General features: G+C 43.5%; 19 protein-coding genes. 6 read left to right on the top strand and 13 right to left on the bottom strand.

Going from position 1 to position 19,697, the window contains the following annotated elements:
• Nucleotides 1-166 precede the first annotated feature (166 nt).
• The 6 genes from ACTJIW_RS18605 to dinB all read right to left on the bottom strand — a co-directional run bounded on the left by ACTJIW_RS18605 (nucleotide 167) and on the right by dinB (nucleotide 8,616).
• The gene (locus ACTJIW_RS18605) at nucleotides 167-2,530 is read right to left on the bottom strand and encodes an ATP-dependent helicase (RefSeq protein WP_440716284.1); all 2,364 of its coding nucleotides are present in this window, start codon (nucleotides 2,528-2,530) and stop codon (nucleotides 167-169) included.
• A 291-nt stretch (nucleotides 2,531-2,821) separates the two neighbouring features.
• Nucleotides 2,822-3,070 carry a hypothetical protein gene (locus ACTJIW_RS18600; RefSeq protein WP_012025749.1) on the bottom strand — a complete coding sequence of 83 codons (249 nt, stop codon included), beginning with the start codon at nucleotides 3,068-3,070 and terminating at the stop codon, nucleotides 2,822-2,824.
• 149 nt (nucleotides 3,071-3,219) lie between these two features.
• The gene (locus tag ACTJIW_RS18595; protein WP_440716285.1) at nucleotides 3,220-3,537 is read right to left on the bottom strand and encodes a DUF3606 domain-containing protein; all 318 of its coding nucleotides are present in this window, start codon (nucleotides 3,535-3,537) and stop codon (nucleotides 3,220-3,222) included.
• A gap of 187 nt (nucleotides 3,538-3,724) precedes the next feature.
• Complete coding sequence (locus ACTJIW_RS18590; protein ID WP_440716286.1) at nucleotides 3,725-4,345, bottom strand: alpha-ketoglutarate-dependent dioxygenase AlkB family protein; 621 nt, start codon at nucleotides 4,343-4,345, stop codon at nucleotides 3,725-3,727.
• A gap of 29 nt (nucleotides 4,346-4,374) precedes the next feature.
• The gene (locus tag ACTJIW_RS18585; protein ID WP_440716287.1) at nucleotides 4,375-7,431 is read right to left on the bottom strand and encodes a DNA polymerase III subunit alpha; all 3,057 of its coding nucleotides are present in this window, start codon (nucleotides 7,429-7,431) and stop codon (nucleotides 4,375-4,377) included.
• Nucleotides 7,432-8,616 carry a DNA polymerase IV gene (gene dinB / locus ACTJIW_RS18580; protein WP_012025745.1) on the bottom strand — a complete coding sequence of 395 codons (1,185 nt, stop codon included), beginning with the start codon at nucleotides 8,614-8,616 and terminating at the stop codon, nucleotides 7,432-7,434.
• Nucleotides 8,617-9,044: 428 nt separating this feature from the next.
• Here dinB and ACTJIW_RS18575 point away from each other — a divergent pair, with 428 nt between their 5' ends.
• Entirely contained in the window at nucleotides 9,045-9,494 is a 450-nt protein-coding gene (locus ACTJIW_RS18575; RefSeq protein ID WP_012025744.1) for a response regulator, read from the top strand.
• A gap of 61 nt (nucleotides 9,495-9,555) precedes the next feature.
• Here the strand turns inward: ACTJIW_RS18575 and ACTJIW_RS18570 are convergent, their stop codons facing one another.
• Complete coding sequence (locus ACTJIW_RS18570) at nucleotides 9,556-9,894, bottom strand: DUF6965 family protein (RefSeq protein WP_440716288.1); 339 nt, start codon at nucleotides 9,892-9,894, stop codon at nucleotides 9,556-9,558.
• A 366-nt stretch (nucleotides 9,895-10,260) separates the two neighbouring features.
• Between ACTJIW_RS18570 and ACTJIW_RS18565 the strand changes: the two genes are divergently transcribed.
• The gene (locus ACTJIW_RS18565) at nucleotides 10,261-10,728 is read left to right on the top strand and encodes a JAB domain-containing protein (RefSeq protein WP_440716289.1); all 468 of its coding nucleotides are present in this window, start codon (nucleotides 10,261-10,263) and stop codon (nucleotides 10,726-10,728) included.
• 559 nt (nucleotides 10,729-11,287) lie between these two features.
• On the opposite strand, the gene ACTJIW_RS18560 is transcribed toward ACTJIW_RS18565, so the two are convergent.
• Entirely contained in the window at nucleotides 11,288-11,587 is a 300-nt protein-coding gene (locus ACTJIW_RS18560) for a hypothetical protein (RefSeq protein ID WP_073411337.1), read from the bottom strand.
• A gap of 309 nt (nucleotides 11,588-11,896) precedes the next feature.
• Here ACTJIW_RS18560 and ACTJIW_RS18555 point away from each other — a divergent pair, with 309 nt between their 5' ends.
• Genes ACTJIW_RS18555 through mobC form a run of 3 tightly spaced genes read left to right on the top strand, consistent with a single transcriptional unit; the run spans nucleotide 11,897 to nucleotide 15,548 of the window.
• Nucleotides 11,897-12,286: a plasmid mobilization protein gene (locus ACTJIW_RS18555; RefSeq protein ID WP_012025739.1), complete on the top strand. Its 390-nt coding sequence runs from the start codon at nucleotides 11,897-11,899 to the stop codon at nucleotides 12,284-12,286.
• The gene (locus ACTJIW_RS18550) at nucleotides 12,274-13,539 is read left to right on the top strand and encodes a relaxase/mobilization nuclease domain-containing protein (protein ID WP_440716290.1); all 1,266 of its coding nucleotides are present in this window, start codon (nucleotides 12,274-12,276) and stop codon (nucleotides 13,537-13,539) included. Before ACTJIW_RS18555 ends, ACTJIW_RS18550 begins: the two co-directional genes overlap by 13 nt.
• Before the next feature lie 32 nt (nucleotides 13,540-13,571).
• Nucleotides 13,572-15,548 carry a conjugal transfer protein MobC gene (mobC, locus tag ACTJIW_RS18545; RefSeq protein WP_440716291.1) on the top strand — a complete coding sequence of 659 codons (1,977 nt, stop codon included), beginning with the start codon at nucleotides 13,572-13,574 and terminating at the stop codon, nucleotides 15,546-15,548.
• Between the two features lie 123 nt (nucleotides 15,549-15,671).
• Here the strand turns inward: mobC and ACTJIW_RS18540 are convergent, their stop codons facing one another.
• From ACTJIW_RS18540 to ACTJIW_RS18520, 5 genes are all read right to left on the bottom strand, one after another.
• Nucleotides 15,672-15,950, bottom strand: a complete 279-nt coding sequence (locus tag ACTJIW_RS18540) for a hypothetical protein (RefSeq protein ID WP_044047925.1) — start codon at nucleotides 15,948-15,950, stop codon at nucleotides 15,672-15,674.
• Between the two features lie 236 nt (nucleotides 15,951-16,186).
• Entirely contained in the window at nucleotides 16,187-17,371 is a 1,185-nt protein-coding gene (locus ACTJIW_RS18535; RefSeq protein WP_012025736.1) for a DUF3570 domain-containing protein, read from the bottom strand.
• 12 nt (nucleotides 17,372-17,383) lie between these two features.
• Nucleotides 17,384-17,554: a DUF4266 domain-containing protein gene (locus ACTJIW_RS18530; RefSeq protein ID WP_235023078.1), complete on the bottom strand. Its 171-nt coding sequence runs from the start codon at nucleotides 17,552-17,554 to the stop codon at nucleotides 17,384-17,386.
• A 59-nt stretch (nucleotides 17,555-17,613) separates the two neighbouring features.
• Nucleotides 17,614-18,564 (bottom strand): FAD:protein FMN transferase, encoded by a 951-nt coding sequence (locus ACTJIW_RS18525; protein WP_012025735.1) that lies wholly within the window; start codon nucleotides 18,562-18,564, stop codon nucleotides 17,614-17,616.
• On the bottom strand, nucleotides 18,548-18,982 hold the full coding sequence (locus tag ACTJIW_RS18520; protein ID WP_121361099.1) for a thioredoxin family protein: 435 nt from the start codon (nucleotides 18,980-18,982) through the stop codon (nucleotides 18,548-18,550). The genes ACTJIW_RS18525 and ACTJIW_RS18520 overlap by 17 nt, the downstream gene beginning before the upstream one ends.
• Nucleotides 18,983-19,419: 437 nt before the next feature.
• Between ACTJIW_RS18520 and ACTJIW_RS18515 the strand changes: the two genes are divergently transcribed.
• Nucleotides 19,420-19,533 carry a DUF5777 family beta-barrel protein gene (locus ACTJIW_RS18515; protein WP_440718470.1) on the top strand — a complete coding sequence of 38 codons (114 nt, stop codon included), beginning with the start codon at nucleotides 19,420-19,422 and terminating at the stop codon, nucleotides 19,531-19,533.
• The last annotated feature ends 164 nt before the right edge of the window (nucleotides 19,534-19,697 follow it).

The raw sequence follows: 19,697 nt of genomic DNA, 5'->3' as shown, positions 1-19,697 counted from the left end.
CGGCGTTATAGCAGTATATACGCCGATTAAAAGCGCCTGCATGATAGTCTGCTGGTCTTATACAAGCCGGAAAACGTACAAAAGCCCATTGTTTACATAAAAAAACACTGGGCTTTTGCATTGCTGCTGGATGAAATGTAAAAATAGAGAAGCAGCAGCAGGACTTTTAAAGCTTCCACCATTTTTTTGAATCTTTTTTGTCTGGCTTCGTATTTTCACTTAGATCCGGCATAGGGCCGGAATCAAAAATACTGTCAGAAGATAACGACGTGATGCCCTGTGGTTTCAAAGCAGTATCCTGCTCAAAAGGGTCAGGTGCTGTTTTCAAATGCGCTGCCAGATCCAAAAGTTCTTTCGGTCCTTCAGCATCCCCGCTGTCTTCGGAGAAGCCCGTCAGATGTTTGAACCCAAAATCGATGGGTTTTACTTTTCCCATATCAAAAAAATCCACCAGATATTCTTTTTTTTCCAGGTCAACCGTTTGTATTTTTCCTTTATTCCAGACCGGATGCATTACGAAATCCCCTTCTTTGAAAGCTGTATTTTCCTGCAGCTGTCCAGGGTTTTGATGATTGCGGCTGTTTTCGATAATCTGCTGGGAGAGTTTTCCTTTGCGGACATAAAATTCGTCTTTGATCTCAAAAAGGAACCTTGATGGATATTTATTGAGTCCTGTGGTAAAATTAAAACCTTCGGAATCAGTCATGTAAAATCGTTTTTCTGCCCGTGTAACGGCCACATACATCAGTCTTCTTTCCTCTTCAATAGCACGTGCCCTTCTTTCTTTGACAGAAAGGGCGCTGGGCAGTACACCTTCGGTAAAACCGCACAGGAAGACATAGGGAAACTCAAGTCCTTTCGAAATATGAATGGTCATCAGTTTAACCTTGTCCTGATTTTCGGTATCAGTATCCAGATCGGTGTAGAGGGATATTTCCTGCAGATACTCAATAATGTCCACCGGAGCATTGTTTTCTTTTTCCAGCAGCAACATCGAATTGACAAGTTCCTTAATGTTCTCAAGCCTGTCTTCATCACCGTCTTTGCGGTATAGTTCAGAAAGCCCGCTTTTATCGAGTATAATTTTGACCAGATCCGAGATGGACTTTGTTTTGGCTGTTTCACGCAGCTCTGCAATCAGTTCCAGGAATTCAACAGCGCCTTTTTTTGCCAGTTCTTTGTCGGTGATGTTGCGCTCCAATGCCTGTAAAAGGGAAAGGTTTTGTTCCCCTGCCAGAAGACTGAGTCTTTCGAGGAACTTTTTGCCAAGTCCCCTGGCAGGGTGGTTGTGCATGCGCAGAAAGGAGAAGTTGTCTCCCTGAACAATGAGCCTTAAAAGAGAGAGCACATCTTTAATCTCTTTTCTTTCAAAGAAACGGATGCCCCCAAAAATAGAGTAGGGAATATTATCTTTGATAAGGGCCTGTTCAATATTTCTTGAAAGGTGATTCGAACGGTATAATATGGTGATATCGGAATATGCGGCCTGTTCAGCCTGCAGTATTTCCTTGATCTCAGAAGCGATCCACTGGCTTTCCTCAAAGTCATTCTTTCCGTGAAAATGCACCACTTCAAAGCCTTCGGGTTTGTCGGTGATCATGTCTTTGTCGACCCTTACCGTATTGTTCTTGATGATGTGATTCCCGATCTTGAGGATGTTCGGCGTAGAGCGGTAATTGCGGTTCATGATAATGGTCTGGGTATCGGGGAACATACTGTCAAACTCAACAAGATATTCCGGTTTCGCCCCGCGCCATTCATAAATGGTCTGGTCGGGATCCCCGACAAGGAACAGGTTTTGATGTACACGAGACAGGATTTCCACCAGATGAAACTGGTTCTCTGAGCTGTCCTGCGCCTCATCCACCTGAATGTAATGCAGGTTTTGCTGCCATTTTAAAAGCACATCGGGATTATGGTCCAGAATAAAAGCAGTAAAATGGATCAGATCATCAAAATCCAAAGCATAATTGCGTTTGAGTTTGTCCAGGTAAATCTGAAATATACGGCTGGATAATGAATCACTTTGGTCAGGTTCAAACCCTTTATTTTCAAGTATATACCCCAAGTAATGTGAAGTGCTTTTCTGCTTGGATATAAAGCGCAGCACCTGTTTGAAAGTCAGGTGTTTGGAGTTGATCTGAAGTTCGTTGAAAATATCACGCAATATGCTTTTTTGATCTTCCGCGTCCAGTATTATAAAATTCTTTGGAAAATGTATTTTGTTGATTTCTTCACGGAGGAACCTTACGCAGAAGCCATGATAAGTGGTAATAAAAGCCAGATCATAGGTATCACCGATGAGTGCCTTGACGCGTTTTTTCATTTCCTGGGCGGCCTTGTTGGTAAAGGTTACACAGAGTATATTGGAGGAGTTTATGCCAAGTCTGTCCACAATGTAGGCAAAGCGGGAGGTAAGGGCTTTTGTTTTTCCAGATCCCGCACCGGCAATAACACGCACGTATCCTTCTGTGGTTTTCACTGCTTGGAGCTGGCTGGGATTGAGATTTTCTAGAATCGGGTCGTTCATTTTTTGAAGCAATATTTTTTGATCTAATTCCTTTTACAAAACAGTTAGATCAGTACCTGTTATGCAAATTTAGACAATTAATTTGAAGAGGTAATAAATCACAGACAACAGAAAATAGCATCAAACAATGATAAAAGTAATGGTCGTAAAGCTTTCAGGTAATATTCTGCAGCATAACGGCTCTGGTATTCAAAGTAAAATCCTGAAGAGAATTCTTAAATTAGTTCAATTAAAAAATCTATTCAGGATCTTATCTCGTTTTCTCTCTGCAGGAGAGTTTCAAACAGCGGTTTAATTGTCTTCATCCTGGTCTTCAACCGCTTTTTCCTCGTCAAGGGTTCTTCTGTCAGCATCAGGATCACGTTCATCGGGACGAGGATTAGGATGTTCTGAAGTATCGCCGTGTATACCGGTAGTATCATTTTCGTGCTGGTTGATCGCCGGATCTTTTTTCTCCATAAGTTCTGAATTTATGGAATCATCTGCCGCGTGATAGCTGCGTTCATCCTGATCGCAGTTATCGTAATTTTCTCTAGACATAATCTTCTGTTTTAGTGTTATATTAAAATTTAGTAACGTTTTCAATAATTTGATTTATAGTTTTTTAATTTTATGTTATTCATTTAAAACTTTAAGATGGATAATTGTAAAAAATAAACTAAATATTTTTGCATACGGCTTTTAAAAATTTAAAGCTGTGATAATTTTGAGGGGTCTGTTGCCTCTTCAATGCTTTTTCCTTCAGGATTATCATAGCGGCTCTTTTGATGATCATCATGCCATGGGCCGTCTTTTAAATGAACTGCCTCTGAGGCACTCTCTCTGCAGGGAGGATTTTCATTAAGATGTTCGATTACTTCTTCTACACTAGTGCCGGCTGCCCTCACAGCATCTTTTAATATCTCTTGCGGCACATTTAGTTTTTCTGCCCATTGCTGGATTTCACTTTGTTCGGAGATATTGATATGTGTAATATTCTCTTGTCCTATGTTGTTTCTATCGTCCATGATTATTAATTTTATTAGTTTACCCAAAGTTAACGTGAGTAAAAACAAAGCTGTTATATTATATAACTGGATTATTATAGGATTGCAATGATTTCCAATTGTTTATAGTTTGCATCTAAAACAATAACTTAAGGACAGTAAGCCTGTATAAAAGGAACAATAGGTATTAAAATGATCTAAGGAAACTTTAGGTTTCCCTGACTTGACGAAAAGTAAGGTTGATCCGCGGCAATACAGCACGAGCCGTCTTGGGCACCTGATGTTCCCAATACGTATTGGTGCTTCCTGCCATAAGCAGAAAAGTGCCATGGTGCAGGGGAATTTCTATCGGCGCAATATGTTTTAGTGTTTTATGGCGAAGCCTGAACAGACGTGTTTCCCCAAAAGTCACCGAGGCTATGTTCATATTCTTATTGCTGGAAGAAGTTTTATCACTGTGCCATCCCACACCATCTGTGCCGTCCCTGTACAGATTAAGCAGCACGGCATTAAAACGGATCTGGGTTTCATTTTCTACACACTCACGGATTTGAAGCAGTTCCGAAGGCCAGTCTGGATTGGATTTTCTCTCCGGTCTGTTGGTGTCGCCGTACCATGAAATCATCCTTGGGGCTGTTACAACCTTATCATACATCGGCATTTCGTATTCCCGCCACTGCGTGCCGTGGTATAAAACCTTATAATAGTAATCCGATTCGGCTTTGCTGAAAAAATTATCTATCAGCAGCAGGTCAGCATCGGGTACGTCAAATATTCTTTTGCCGCTGTTTCCCGATGAAAAAATTTCGGTCTCATCAAAAAGCATCATTTCTTTTAGTATTAGAATTAATTAGGGGACTAATCTGTCATTTTATGTCTGGGCAGGTTAATTTCATGCTCCTGCGGATAGGGCGCCCTGTGGGTCATGCTGACATCTTCTCGCAGTTTCTGCTGGGTTTTGTATTTCCAGTCGTTTTCATGTTCGTATCGGGGATCCGGTATAAAGGGCATTTTAGCCATTTTGGTAACCGTAATGGTAGGGAAGTGGTAATCTACCTCAACGCTGCCCAATAACAGGTAACAGCCGCCGCCCTGAAAGGGATAATCCTTGAGGCTTCCCGTAAAATGGGCCGTGTCAAAGAACTCGCCTTGTGCATCAATCCAGGTGCCGAAATACATAGCGCCCATTTTAGTAGGCACATGTTTGCGCGAGATCAGATACGCCAGCATACGCACCTGCTTTTTATGATGCCCCAGCAGGTCCTTTGCCATCACATCCCCCCGGAAAGAAGTCTGCAGCAGCTCAAAAGGCGAGCAGGAAACCGGAAAACCCAGAAGTTCAATCTCATCGAAAGCATCCTCAAATAAAGAGCGTTCCAATGCAGGAAGCTGAAACTCTTTGGCGGGTTCCTGTATAAGTTTCAGACTGCTGCTGTTTGGTTTATAATTAACCAGCAGCAGCCTTGAGATGACTAAAAGCTGGTTTTTGGTTTTACCGGTAAAATGAAAAGCCCCTATAAAAATTAGAATCTGCACCCCTTCAATGCCTATTGGGATTCGGTTGATAAAATCTTCCAGCGATGTATAGTCCCCATTTTTACACCGCTCTTCTTCAATCATAACAGCTGTTTTGTATTCCAGCCCCTGCAGGTGCATAAAGCCCAGATAGATGTTCTTTCCGTACAGGGTGGTTTCATACCCGCTTTTATTTACACATGGGGGATGGATAATGCCTCCTGACATCCTGGCTTCATGCACATAGACTTCCGTACGGTAAAACCCGCCCTGATTGTTGATTACCGCTACCATGAATTCTATGGGATAGTTTACCTTTAGATACAGGCTCTGGTAGCTTTCCACCGCATAGGAAGCGGAGTGCGCCTTACAGAAAGAATACCCGGCAAAGGATTCAATCTGGCGGTAGATTTCTGCGCTCAGCGCCTGAGGATGTCCCTGAGCGGCGCAGGATGCAAAGAAATTGTCCTTTACTTTCTGCAGTGCCGCTTTAGAGCGTCCTTTGCCTGACATGGCACGGCGAAGAATATCACCGTCAGCGGCAGGAAGCCCGCCAAAATGCTGTGCAATTTTAATTACGTCTTCCTGATACACCATAATGCCGTAGGTTTCTCCAAGCTGCTCCTTAAACACCGGATGGAAATACTCAAACTTATCGGGATGGTTGTGCCGGTAGATGTATTCCTTCATCATACCGGACTGGGCCACTCCCGGACGTATGATAGAAGAAGCAGCTACGAGCGTTTTGTAATCACCGCATTTCAGCCGGCGCAGCAGACCGCGCATGGCGGGACTTTCAATATAAAAGCAGCCAATTGTTTTTCCTGCAGCTAAAAACTGGTTGCATAGGGCTTCATCTTTAGAAATCGAGGTGTCACGGATATTGATGCGTATTCCGGTGTTTTTCTCAATAACTTTAACGCTGTCATCAATATGCCCGATGCCGCGCTGGCTCAGGATATCAAATTTCTCTAGTCCAATGTCCTCTGCGGTATGCATATCAAAAAGCACAATGGGAAAGCCTTTGGGAGGCATTTCCAGCGGTGTATAGTTGGTAATTGGCTCTTCAGAAATCAGGATACCGCAGGAATGCATGCTGCGCTGGTTAGGGTATTTTTCGAGCAGCATGCCGTACTGCTGCACCTGTCTGACTACTTTGTTAGTGGGGTGCAGGTTCATCGGGTTTTTGGCCAGCGCATCGAGTTCTTCTTTCGGCAGTCCGAAAACCTTACCCACTTCTCGAAAAATCGAGCGGTATTTGAATTCCACATTCGTCCCGCAGAAAGCCACATGATCGGCTCCATAACGGGAAAAAATATATTCGAGAATAACATCACGCTCTTTCCATGACCAGTCTATATCAAAATCAGGAGGGCTCTTACGGTTCAGGTTCAGGAAACGTTCAAAATACAGGTCCAGTTCCAAGGGACAGATATCGGTTATACCCAGGCAATAGGCGATAATACTATTGGCACCGCTGCCGCGTCCAATATGCAGAAACCCCTTGCTGCTGCTGTAGCGGATAATGTCCCAGGTGATGAGGAAATACCCGCTGAATTCAAGCTGGTCAATCACTTTTAGCTCTTTGATCATTCGGGCCCCGGCCTCGGTATTGTCTTTTCCGTAACGCCATTCGAGTCCCTGCTGGGCCAGGATAGTCAAAAGTTCAATATCGGTCTGGCGGTTTTGTGTATAATATTTTTTATTTTTAGGAGTGCTGTAATCAAATTCAAAATTACACTGCTCTATTATGTACTCTGTGTTGGCAATGATCTGAGGGTAATGCTGATAAAAGAAAAGCAGTTTTTCCAACGGCATCATTGTATCAGACGCCCTGCAGCAGTCTTCAGGTTTAAGCCTGGAGCCTAAAACATTCAGATCTATGGCACGCAGAATTTTATGAAGCTGGTATTCGGTTTTGGAGCGGAAAGTTACCGGCTGGAGCACCACCATTTTATGCTGTCTGTCCTTCCATTCAGACAATACCAATTTTTGCAGTTCTTCAGGCTGGATGCCGATATATTCATTCTCTCTTAACACCTGGGGCGCATTTTCAAGGGGATAAATAAAGAAAGCATCTGCAATCTCAGGAGCATGCAAGGGCAGGGGAGTTCCGTCAAAATTATGGCCGGTTAAAAAGCGGTTCATTCCGGCAAGTCCCTGCGTATTTTTTGCCAGTCCGATATAACGCAGCTGGTGCCGGCAGCGAAATTCCATACCTATAAGGGGCTTTATGCCGGCTGTATTGCATAGTTTTATGAAATCGTAAATCCCTGTCACAGTATTGATATCGGTCAGGGCCATGGCTTGAACACCCAGGGACACAGCCAGCTGTACCAATTCCTCAACCGGAATAGTGCCGTAACGCAGCGAGTGGAAAGAGTGGCAGTTGAGATACATTTAGTCTGATTTACGTTTTAAAATTTCATTTTTATTGTTGGGTTTGAAAGAAGCGCCGGCACAGCGCATTACCGCATCAAAGCCGTAACGGTTTTTCATGCGGTCCATAGCCTGATAGAGCGCCAGCATTTCTTCAGTATCATTGAAAAGATCAATCTGATAGGTCCCTCTCACCAGCCCGCTGAAACGCACCCCGATAAGACGCAGCCTCATACGGCGCTGGTAGAGTTTGTCAAACAATTCCGTTACGGTCTGGGTCAGGATATGATCCGCAGAGGTATACTGCACACGACATTGTTTGGTTTCGGTATCAAAGTTGGCATATCGGATTTTAACCGTTACAGTTGATGTGAGCCACTGTTCGGAACGGAGCTGGTAAGAGAGTTTTTCTACCATCCCCAGCAGCACCCTGTTCAGCTTTGGTATGTCAATCGTATCCTGGGAGAAGGTATGTTCAGTGGAAATAGATTTTCTTTCCGTGTAGGGTTCTACCGGATTATTATCAATACCATTGGCTTTTTTCCAGAGCTCGATTCCGTTCTGGCCGATCATCCGCTGGAGCGCTTCAGCCGGCATTTCGGAAAGGGTCTGGATTTTCCTGATCCCGATCCGGGAAAGGAGCTGAAATGTCTTTTCACCCACCATCGGGATTTTACGGATAGAAAGCGGATTTAAAAAAGACTGGACCAGCTGCTGCGGGATTTCAAGGTTCTGTTTCTGCTTTCCTTCCCCTGTGCCGATTTTAGAAACGGTTTTGTTAACCGAAAGCGCAAAGGTGAGGGGAAGGCCGGTTTCTTTTGTAATGCGTTGGGCGAGTTCATCGGTCCATTTATAACTGCCGTAGAATTTATCCATTCCGGTTATGTCCAGATAAAATTCATCTATGCTGGCTTTTTCAACCACAGGCGCTTTTTCCTGGATAATTTCAGTAACCTCATGGGAGAGCCTTGAATAGAGTTCCATGTCGCCTTTCATGATTTTGGCCTGAGGACATAACTTCATAGCCATATGAATCGGCATGGCAGAACGAACCCCAAAACGGCGTGCCTCATACGAACACGATGCCACGACACCTCTATCACCGCCGCCAATAATAAGCGGAATGCCGTTAAGTTCAGAATTCGTCAGTCTTTCACACGATACGAAGAACGTGTTCATGTCAATATGTACAATGGCCCGGTTCATGATCTGTTCATTTTTATACAGATCAAAATTAGTACAGATAAGAACATTTTTTAAAAATAAAATGTTCTAAATAATAACAAAATTTTAAAATCCTTATTTTACAAGTGCTTCAAAAATTCATTTTTAAGGCTCATATTGCTTTATTCAGAATTTACAGCATCATTAGTATTGTAAAATTCGAAGTGTTCGAAAAAGTAATGCAACTCTCTTTTTTTTGAAAAAAAATCAAAAAAATGTTAATCATTTTGAAATTTTCAGCTTCTTTTTAGTTTTGTAGTAATTTATTTAATTTTAAGACTTAACTTTGTAAGCTATTAACTGCTTCACGGATGTAAGTCGATTGTTTATTGATTTACAAAGGTTTATTTACAGACGTGTGAAAATCTTTCGATTCTTATCATCTGCTGTCTGCACTAAATAAATGAGTCATGAGTAAATTAAATCACCCACAGAAATTTGTATTTATAGCTGACGATGATGAAGATGACAGAATGTTGTTTTTTGATGCGGTAACAGATTTAAATCTCCCAGTTGAAGTGAAGGCTCTCGAAGACGGACAACAGCTTTTGAATGCCCTTTATGATTCCTTAAGACGGCTCCCTGAAATTATTTTCCTTGATATTAATATGCCGGGTAAAAATGGTTTTGACTGCCTCGAAGAAATCCGCGCAGCAGATGACTATTTCAAGGATATAAGGATAATTATGCTTTCGACCAGCGGCAGCCGCTCCCATATTGAACTTTCCTATAAAATGGGGGCCGATTTTTATGCGATAAAACCCAGTACTTTCCAGGGACTCAAAAACTTGATTGCAAACCTATTGGGAACGGACTGGGCTCTTTTCACAAAAAGCGAAAAAAATTTTCTGCTGGCTTAATAATTTTCGCGGCTTTTTAACAGGCCCATGCCAATATACTATTCTGCTTTCAGACCTGCCATTATAGGTTTGAAGCTTCCTCTTCCTGTTCTTGTATTTCTTCTGCAGGACTATTCTCTATCCCGGATACCGTTTCTTCAAGGGAAACAGTTGGTTCAGACGAAGCGGCTTTTTGGACTGTACTGCGCTTTATCAGCAGGTAAAAATCCCTGAGATGCCACCATGCAGGACATCTCTCAATCGGGCCGTTAAAATTGTTAATTCCAATGTAGCAGCTTTTTAAAAAAACCTGCGTATCGTTGATTTTTGCCCATGGAGTCCATACGACTTCTTTGGGCGGCGGATTGTTCTCAAAATAGCGTTTTATTTCTTCATGATTCATGCGGCAAAAATAGTTCAATAAGGTACATAATACAAGGCAGCAAGCGGTCTTAGATCATATTTTCAGCTGTTTTTTTGTATGGTTTTCCCACCGTTTTGATGGTCAGCTGTTTGCCTGAGCCGTACAACTGCTTTTTTTATTGTAACAGTGCTGCCGAGTACTTCTTTGGGTTTCTTTCAGCATGCTTTGGCTTTCTCAGGCAGATATTGCGGGGATGTAAATACCGTTTAATTCCATCACAAAGTTCGGGCACAGCGGCTCGGGGCGCTGCAAAAAATTCCCCCATAAATGCAGGACAGCCGTCCTGCTTTATTGCGTTGCTTTCTGCGCTTGCTCCCTTCTGCCCGAAGGCGGTGCTAAAATTAATCTTAAATATTTAGCATCATGAAAACTCTACAAAACAACAGATGGAAAAATGTGTCAGAAATCGATCTGATTTATAAAACAAAAATTAAAAATTCCCAGAGACCCCATGTTACATCTTCCCAATATGCCTATAGCCTGATAAAAGACTGCTGGGATCCCGGCAAGATTGAATTTCTGGAGCAGTTCAAAGTACTGCTGCTCAACCAGTCCAATAAAGTACTCGGCATTTATGAAGTTTCCTCAGGAGGCATCACCAGCACTGTAGTGGATGTCAGACTGCTCTTTGCCGCGGCGCTTAAAGCCGGTGCCGCAGGGCTGATCATTGCCCACAACCATCCATCGGGAAATGTCCTGCCTTCAGAACCAGACAAACATATTACCAAAAAGATTTCCATGGCAGGCGAAGTTCTGGATATCAAGCTGCTGGATCATCTGATTGTTACCTCAGAGCATTATTATTCCTTTGCAGATCAGGGCGCTTTATAGCGCCTTTTACTATTTTTTAAACCTCTTAATACGGTTCTGGAGTGCTGTATGGGAAAAGCTTATAATCCTGTAAGGACGTGCGAAGATCTTGTAAGGCAGTAATTGCTTTATTGGCGTAAATTTGATGGTATATCGGTAAGGATACTTTTGTGATCATTCAGAAAAAAGAACAGGGGACCGGCGGGGTTCGTCTGGAGGTTCTGCTCAATGATTTAGTTAGTTACCGCATACCCTTTCAGGCACCCGCCGGCTGCCGAAGAACTCCTTAAATTTTTAGGGAGTTTTTTCGTTTATGGCTGCAGGCGGTCAGTCACCTCTCAGGAGTTAAAAGGGCAGGGACGGGCGTCTTCAGTATCAAGAATTTCATAAGCGGCAGTCGGTCTGCTGCAGAAAATAATCTGGACTTTCTAATATGCGGCAGTATCTATAGACAGGCCTGCAGCAGCGGTTTAAAACACATAAAAATCATACTGTATTGTAATGCAGTCTGAAGCAAAAAGCTTTCAGGCTGATACCAATAAAAAAGCCGTCAGTTGTTTTTTGGCTGACGGCTTTTCTTTTAGCTTTTATTGTTTTTTTCTGTTCCAAGACCGGCGAGTTTTTCATGGAGTTCAGCAAGGCCGGCCCGGCCCAGGCAGTCAGCGGAAAGCTGTTTTATTTCTTGAATGTTTTCCTGGGCAGTGCGCCGCAGAAGCATCGAAGGACTGCTGTTGTTTTCAAGCAGGCCCCGCTCGATGACATGGTGTAAAAGCAGTACGTTTTTTCGTGAAATTTTCAGATCAATCCTCACTGGCTCATTCATGCCCGGGATACTCAGTATGGTATCAAAAACCTGGGCGGCATCATTTTCTGTCAGCATAATTCACATGTTTTAAATTTATAATCTACCTATTCAAAGATAAGAAGATGCTTTGATACTACCCCGTTCAAAATATGGCCGGGATAGGCGGAATCCGGCGGGCTTTTCTATTTTAGCCCGAAGATGAGTGAAGCGATTCTTTACCGCTTTACTTTTTAAAAGACAGCAGGACTGCCTCGTTCCTGCAGTCGGCCAGATGTCCGTTTGTTTAACAAACGCATCCGGCTGGCTTGTGCTCGGAACTCGCGCGCAGTGATTTTACAAGAAGGAGACTGACAAATACTGTTTAAAAAATGAAAAGCAAACAAGATGAGGAAAGACAATGCAAACCGAAACCGTATTGCTGCCGTGCGTTTTACCGCCGCTGAATTTACTGCAATAGAAAAAAGATTTAAGGCATCCACCTGCCGTCAGATGAGCCAGTACCTTAGGGCATGTGTTTTGAATAAGCCCATAACAACCCTGTATCGCAATGCATCCCTGGATGAATATATGCTGGAAATTATCAGGCTCAGAAAAGAGCTCAGCGCGCTGGGAAATAATTTTAACCAGGCTGTTAAAAAACTCCATACCCTGAGACAGCTTCCCGAATTCAGGGATTGGATCACCAGCACCGAAGCCCAGCGCGCAGAGCTGCTGGAGAAGATCCAAACCATTGAGAGACTAATGGAGAAAACGGCTGAAAAATGGTTGCAGTGATAAAGACCGGACACTGCGTGCGGGCGGTTTTCAATTACAATGAAAATAAAGTCAAACAAGCAAAGGCCCAGTGCATCGGGGAAGGGAATTATCCTATGGAAGTTTCGCGTATGAACCTTTCAATGAAACTCAGCCGGCTGCTGCATCAGAATGCCCTGAATGAAAATGTGAAAAGAAACAGCGTGCACATCTCACTGAACTTTCACCCCAGCGAGAACTATTCAAAAGAAAAGCTGCTCCAAATTGCGGCCGCTTATATGGAAAAAATTGGTTTTGCGCAGCAGCCGTATCTGGTCTACCAGCATCATGATGCGGGGCACCCCCACATCCATCTGGTGTCCATCAAAGTAAGGGAAGACGGATCGAGAATTGACATGCAGAACATTGGCAGGAACCAGTCGGAAAAGGCCCGAAAAGAAATTGAAAAAGAGTTTAATCTGGTGCGGGCAGAAGGGAATAAAAAACAGGAGACACCGCTGCTGAAACCGGCCGCTGCGGGTAAAGTTCTGTACGGGAAAACCGAATCCAAAAGGGCGCTCTCCGGGGTGCTGGAGTCCGTGCTTTTGAACTATACATACGGTTCGCTTGCCGAGCTTAATGCCGTGCTGCAGCTCTATAATATCAAGGCCGACAGGGGCAGCGTCGATTCGAGGATTTTTAAGTCCGGCGGACTGGTGTACCGCATACTGGACCAGGATGGAAAAGCGGCAGGGGTTCCCATCAAGGCAAGTGATTTATCCCTGCGCCCCACACTTGGTTTTCTGGAAAAAAGATTTGCCTTGAACAGTACCGAAAGGATCTTTGAAAAAAAGAGGATCCGAAGTGCTGTGGACCGTATTTTTTTCGCAAAGCAAATCCGTCTGGACAAGCTCATGCTGCTGCTGGAAAAGGAAGGAATCAGTATGGTGCTGCGCAAAAGTGATGCCGGTCTGGTATACGGTCTGACCTATGTGGACCATGTTACCAGAAGCGTGTTTAACGGCAGCGCGCTGGGAAAAAATTACAGCGCCAAAGCAGTATTGGAGCGCTGTGGGGCTGCGGGCGGGAAAGAGAAGCCCCAAGCGGCCGGTGAGGTTTTGAAAAACAAAGCAGATCTAAGTGAGAAGCAGTCTGCTGGGAATACCATTCAGGGGAGCAGCACCAAAGAACTGGAAGAACTCATGAAGCCCGAATGGCAGGGAGAGTACAGCAGCGGAAAGTTTAAGGCAAGACGCAGGAAAAGAAAAAAAAAGGGACGTTCGGATCTGAATTAATCCTGAACCAGTAACCGTAAAAACAGACAGCTATGCAGACAGGAGAAAATGAACAGGCACTGAGAAAAATACTCGATATGACAAGACTGATGAGCATCATGGTGCTGCTGCTGCATTTTTATTATTACTGCTATGGGGCATTCCGGTTCTGGGATCTGACAGGAGCTTTGGCGGATCAGATTTTAGCTTCGGTTTACAAGACCGGACTGTTTGGCAGTTTTCATTTTTCCAAATGTATTTCGCTGGGGCTGCTTGTGATTTCACTGCTCGGCGCCAAGGGAAGAAAGGACGAAAAAAGACAGTTTAAAACGGCTTTTTATTATACGGCTTTCGGACTGGCGCTGTATTTTCTGAGTGGTACGGCGCTGCTCTTTTACGGGTCCGAGCCGCTTCTTGCAGCGCTGTATATAGGGACAACTGTTCTGGGTTTTCTGCTGGTGCTCTCGGGAGGCACAATGCTCTCCCGCATTATTAAAAACAGACTCCCTGATGCGGATATTTTTAACAGCGAAAATGAAACCTTTCCCCAGGAAGAACGACTGCTGGAAAATGAATATTCGATCAACCTTCCGGCGCGTTATTACCGCAGGGACAAAATCCGAAACAGCTGGATCAACATCATCAATCCTTTCCGCGGCCTGCTTGTTTTGGGTACGCCGGGTTCAGGCAAATCCTATTTTGTAATCCGTCATCTCATCACCCAGCATATTGCCAAGGGATTCAGCATGTTTGTCTATGATTTCAAATACGATGACCTGTCCAAAATCGTTTACAATACTTTTGAGAAATACAAACACGCCTACACAGTGGTGCCGAAATGTTACTTCATTAATTTTGATGCAATCATGCACCGCTGCAATCCGCTGGATCCGCAGAGTATGGAAGATATTACCGATGCCTCGGAATCCGCACGCACTATCCTTCTGGGGCTCAACCGGGAGTGGATCAAACGCCAGGGCGACTTTTTTGTGGAATCGCCGATCAATTTTTTATCGGCCGTGATCTGGTATCTCAGAAGGTACAAGGATGGGGAATTCTGCACCCTGCCGCACGTTATTGAACTCATGCAGGCCGACTATGACAGCCTCTTTACCCTGCTGCGCACCGATAAGGAAATTGAGGTGCTCATCAACCCTTTTGTCAATGCATATCTTAACGATGCCATGGAACAGCTCGAAGGACAGATTGCCTCGGCTAAAATAGCCATGGCCCGGCTTTCTTCCCCCCAGCTCTATTATGTATTATCGGGAAATGATTTTACCCTGGACATTAATAATCCCCTGGAGCCCAAGATTGTCTGCATGGGAAACAACCCGCAGAAAATACAGATTTACGGCGCTGTTTTATCGCTCTATGTCAACCGGCTGATCAAACTGGTCAACAAAAAAGGAAAGCTCAAATCCAGTCTTATTTTTGATGAGTTTCCCACTATTTATCTCAACAACATGGACAGCCTGATTGCTACGGCCAGAAGCAACAAAGTGAGCACCTGCCTGGGGATACAGGATTTCAGCCAGCTCAGAAAAGACTATGGGCGCGAACAGGCCGAGGTGATTATGAACATCACCGGAAATATCATATCAGGGCAGGTGGCAGGGGATACGGCCAAACAGCTTTCGGAACGTTTCGGGAAGATCATGCAGGACAGGGAAAGTATTTCCATCAACAGTTCGGATGCCTCCATCAGCCGCTCCAGACAATTGGAAGCCGCCGTGCCGCCATCCAAGATTTCATCGCTCAGTTCAGGGGAATTTGTGGGCATGACTGCCGATGATCCGCAGTGCCGCATCAAACTGAAAACCTTTCACTGTGAGATTGTAAACGACCATGAAGCCCTGCGCAGGGAAGAGGAAAACTATACGGAAGTACCGCCTGTGCGGCATTTGGATTCCGGGATGATACAGCGGAATTTCCAGCAGATCAAGTGTGATGTGCAGGATATTATTTATACCGAGATGGAAAGACTTCTCAATGACCCCGCGCAGCAGCATCTTATTGTTAAGAAGTGAGATCTTTTCGGGTATTTTGTTTGGCGTGTTTTTGGATGACTGCCTGTGAAATCTTATGTAGACCACTGCCCTTAATGTTGATTTCGATCAAAAGATAAGACGGTCAGGCACCGGCAGCACAAACTAATTCCATAAAAGCTTGTTATTTACTTTCATCAGGCCCTTTATGGTAATTACACTTCGGTCGGTATCGGAATTTAAAAAGATAAACCCCTGATCATCCAGATACAGCAAAGCATCTAATAGGTAAGACTGGCGTTGTTTTGCAGCGTACAAACGATCTGTAATTGAGCTGTGAACCTTCAGGTGAACCAGACTGGTCAGCTCTTCCAAAGAACAGCTTTTTCCATATCGGTCTGCAAGAGTCTGCAGTACTTTTAATATAACAGGTGATGTTTCCATGACAATACGGTTTTTATCCCTATAGACGGGCATACATGCATTTTGGTTTTTGCTGTGGTTTCTTTCATATTATTATAGACTTAAACCTTTTGTGGTAAAAATGGCATGCCCTTGAAAAATGGGAATGGTTTGTTTTTGGCTGCTTGAATAGAGATATTCGCATCTCAGTATTGCTTTCTTGTTTTAAGAGCAACGTAAAAAGCCCAATTTTATATTTGGGCTTTTTATATCCAATGCTATTTATACTTGATGTTTAAACTAATGATATCAGAGCTCATGTTAGTGGTTCTGTTGTAATGTCCGTAACGGATCTCAAGAGTATTCCAGTGTTTAAGCCCAAAGATTCCATTAGGGGGAGTAAATTTCATTCCCATTCCAAAGAAACTGCTCTCGAATTTAGACAAGTCATAGTTGCTGGTGTAATATTGATCAGCTGCAGTATGCTGTGCATAACCTTTGAAATACTTTGTGCCGCTCTGAGTGTAGTACCTGTAAAACGGACTAAATGAAAGTGATTGTGTTACCTTCACCGGGATTTCAAGATCGGCAGTATGCGCCTTTAGGCTCCAGTCATCAGTATAGTAACGATAGTAAGCCCGTATAATAATAGCATCACCCAGAAAATAACTGGCCCTGATCCCCAAGGGTATTTTTAATCTGCTGTCGGGCATTTTTTCCTGATGAACCGAATAGTCGTTAAAATATACCCTGTGAAACGGCAGGCTTAAATAGCCGTTCTGGCTGATTAAATCAGCCACGAAAAGCAATTGCAGGTTTTGGTTTACTATTTGGGAATAGCTCAGGGTTCCGGCAAACGTATTGCGTCCGGCAGTGTCATAACCTTCGCTTCCCGGGCTGCGAAGTTCAAGGGGGGCAATGAGTTTGAGCTGGTCAATAAAGGTTTGAAATTTAGCAGTAAACTCGCCGTTTCGGTCTCTTGTTTTCTGGGAGAAGCTGATATTTGCTCCAAATGACTGGTAGTCAAACTCTGTAGAGGAGGAAACCCCGATGCCGATCGTTCTGCCTTTTTGCTCATTTTCTCTAAGATACATCAGGGAAGGGTAGAAGCGGTTGTCTGAGGAAGAAGCGGATGAATTGGCGCTCAAATCAATCCTATCGGATGAGGCTGAAGTGTAATGGTCAATTCCGGCTTCAATATCAAAAGTATGTTTGATTCCGGTCTGTCCGTACTTGACCAGTTTAACATCAATGGTGTTGGCTATATCGGTCAGATGCTCCGAACCTATGCCGCCGGTAACAGCCGAATTGTTTCCGTCTTGTTTGTAATAGCTCGATACCAGGTTTACCTCTTCGAGTTTTAATTTTCTGCTTTTGTATCCTGTGGAGTCACTTGGGACATCCTGCGCCTTGGCCTGAAAGAGCATCAGCAGCGCAAATCCGGTAATGAATTTTCTTTTCATTTCTTTTTGCTATTAATTACAGCCGCAGCCGCCGCCGCTTTTTCCTGAATTTGCCCCGGAAGCTCCCTCTCGGTAGGATTGAAAACTAAGTTCTGTCTTTTCGATTTTTCTATTGGAAAGCACCATTTCAGAATCGTTGATTTTTCCCTTCTGGTATTCTTTTACCGGGGTGCAGGAACCCATAAGGATACCGGCAAATGCAGTACTGCATAAAAGTTTTAGACTTTTTTGTTTTGGTTTTTTCATCTCAGGTGAATGTTTTTTGAAGTGTAAATTTGATTACTCTCGTCAATGATAATACAATATAGATCCGGTATCTGATCTATTAAAAACAGACCTGCCTGAATGCCCATTACCGCAATAGGAGTGGCCATGGCATCGGCAAATTCAGCGTTGGATGCAATGACGGTCACGCTTTTTATTCCGGTTATCGGCAGTCCCGTTTTTGGGTCAATGGTGTGGGAATATTTTTTACCGTCGATTGTTACGTATTTTTCATAATTACCCGAGGTAGCCACCGCTTTATTAGAGATTTCCATATAAGAGAATGCTGCGTTTGGAGAATCGGGATCCGCCACGCCGATGGTCCATTTTTGCCCGTTTGGCTGCAGTCCCCAGGCGCAGAGATCTCCGCTGGCATTGATGATGCCGCTCTGCACATTATGCTTTAAAAGTACTTGCTTTGCCTTTTCTGCGGCATATCCTTTTCCAATACCCCCAAAACCGATCCGCATGCCTTTCTCTTTCAAAAATACCGTCGTGTTTTCCCTGTCCAGGATAATATTTCGGTAATTGATAAGATGGACCATTCTAAGTGCTGTCTGGGAATCCGGCAGGCTGTTCATGGATTTATCAAAATTCCAGAGACTTTTGTCTATGCTTCCATAAGAAATGTCAAAAGCGCCCTGTGTAATTCCTGAAATTCCAATTGACCTTTCGATAAGATCAAACACTTCCAGATCAATTTTGACCGGCCTGATTCCTGCATTTTCATTGATCAGATTGGTCTGGCTGTCCGCTTTGTAGGTGGTCAGGAGTTTTTCGATCCGCCTGATTTCTTCAACAGCCAGGTTGATGTACTCATTACCGGTCTTTTGATTCTCGGCCACAACGGTAATAGTAAAACTGTTTCCCATCAGTTTTAGCGACTGGGAATACTTCTGCGTTTTGGGAATGTTATTTTCGGCTGTCACAGATCGCTTTTATTTCGGCAGTCCACTCCTCAGGTGTTTTTTCGGGTTTTCCATGCCAGGTTTTGATTACTCTGCCCTCAGCATCCAAAAGAAGCGTTAAGGGAAAACTGCCTTCCTTGTTATATATTTCGGCTAATGCTTCGTTTCGTTTCACCTGTTCCGGGGTTCCGGTATTTTTCTTTTTTCTCGGAAAATCAGCATTAACCAATACTAAATTTTGATCTGCCATAGCTGTAAAGGCAGGATTTTCAAAATAATCCTTTCGTGTTGCAATGCAGGGGCCGCACCAGTCCGAACCCGAGAAATTCAACAGGATTAATTCGTGCTTTTCCTTTGCCGTCTTTTTAGCATTATTAAAGTCAGGTTCCCAATTTATAGGCAGAACCGTTACCAGCAGGAGTAATGTAATGAGTTTCATTTCCAGTTGTTTTAGAGATATACGATAAAACGAATTGAGCGGTTTCTTATTTTTTTAAATTGCTTAAGATTGGCTTAAATTTTAAAGCAGATTTTATTTTTATGAGGTCTGCACCCCGAAAATGTATCCGACCAGTGCGGATGCGGCCATTGCAAAAGTACCCCAGATACAAATTCGCAGGACTGCAGTCAGCATGTTTGATCCTCCTGCCCTGGCGTCCAAAAAGACCGACAATGCCAGAAATGCGATAGAGCAGCCGTATTGGTAAAATACCGTTTGAAATTCCCAATATGCCATAGGATTTGGAGGAAGATATTAATTCGCTAAGCTGCTGGTCCTTAAATATGGATTATGCGGCGCATTTAAACAGGGCGCCAAATTCTCTTTAATTCATTATTTATAGGTTTTGATCTGGAAACCGGCGGTCATGTTTTCAGATCCATTTTACCAGTTCACAGGCAATTGATCAGGCTGGGTATCTGGGAAGAACCACTGGCGACTGGACAAAACGAGATATATTTTTTGGATTTAATCTTACCAGAGTTTACTAGTACCTGCTTTATAATTAAATTATTAGGTAATTTCTGTATTTAAAACGATTCTAAATTGATCAATTTGTAATTATTTCTAAAACCGCAGGGCTAAAGTACACGTAAGTAACTTTAAAAAACTTACAAAAATTATGAAAACTAATAAAATAATCAAAAAAGGACTT

Source organism: Flavobacterium sp. 22659, assembly GCF_052044235.1.
Lineage (GTDB): Bacteria > Bacteroidota > Bacteroidia > Flavobacteriales > Flavobacteriaceae > Flavobacterium > Flavobacterium johnsoniae.
Note: the sequence above shows the minus strand (reverse complement) of the source record. Positions and strands in the feature narration are given on the sequence as shown.

Coding starts and splice junctions, on each gene's coding strand:
- ACTJIW_RS18605 (WP_440716284.1), bottom strand. CDS start 2,530: ATGAACGACCCGATTCTAGAAAATCTCAATCCCAGCCAGCTCCAAGCA.
- ACTJIW_RS18600 (WP_012025749.1), bottom strand. CDS start 3,070: ATGTCTAGAGAAAATTACGATAACTGCGATCAGGATGAACGCAGCTAT.
- ACTJIW_RS18595 (WP_440716285.1), bottom strand. CDS start 3,537: ATGGACGATAGAAACAACATAGGACAAGAGAATATTACACATATCAAT.
- ACTJIW_RS18590 (WP_440716286.1), bottom strand. CDS start 4,345: ATGATGCTTTTTGATGAGACCGAAATTTTTTCATCGGGAAACAGCGGC.
- ACTJIW_RS18585 (WP_440716287.1), bottom strand. CDS start 7,431: ATGTATCTCAACTGCCACTCTTTCCACTCGCTGCGTTACGGCACTATT.
- dinB (WP_012025745.1), bottom strand. CDS start 8,616: ATGAACCGGGCCATTGTACATATTGACATGAACACGTTCTTCGTATCG.
- ACTJIW_RS18575 (WP_012025744.1), top strand. CDS start 9,045: ATGAGTAAATTAAATCACCCACAGAAATTTGTATTTATAGCTGACGAT.
- ACTJIW_RS18565 (WP_440716289.1), top strand. CDS start 10,261: ATGAAAACTCTACAAAACAACAGATGGAAAAATGTGTCAGAAATCGAT.
- ACTJIW_RS18560 (WP_073411337.1), bottom strand. CDS start 11,587: ATGCTGACAGAAAATGATGCCGCCCAGGTTTTTGATACCATACTGAGT.
- ACTJIW_RS18555 (WP_012025739.1), top strand. CDS start 11,897: ATGAGGAAAGACAATGCAAACCGAAACCGTATTGCTGCCGTGCGTTTT.
- ACTJIW_RS18550 (WP_440716290.1), top strand. CDS start 12,274: ATGGTTGCAGTGATAAAGACCGGACACTGCGTGCGGGCGGTTTTCAAT.
- mobC (WP_440716291.1), top strand. CDS start 13,572: ATGCAGACAGGAGAAAATGAACAGGCACTGAGAAAAATACTCGATATG.
- ACTJIW_RS18540 (WP_044047925.1), bottom strand. CDS start 15,950: ATGGAAACATCACCTGTTATATTAAAAGTACTGCAGACTCTTGCAGAC.
- ACTJIW_RS18535 (WP_012025736.1), bottom strand. CDS start 17,371: ATGAAAAGAAAATTCATTACCGGATTTGCGCTGCTGATGCTCTTTCAG.
- ACTJIW_RS18530 (WP_235023078.1), bottom strand. CDS start 17,554: ATGGGTTCCTGCACCCCGGTAAAAGAATACCAGAAGGGAAAAATCAAC.
- ACTJIW_RS18520 (WP_121361099.1), bottom strand. CDS start 18,982: ATGAAACTCATTACATTACTCCTGCTGGTAACGGTTCTGCCTATAAAT.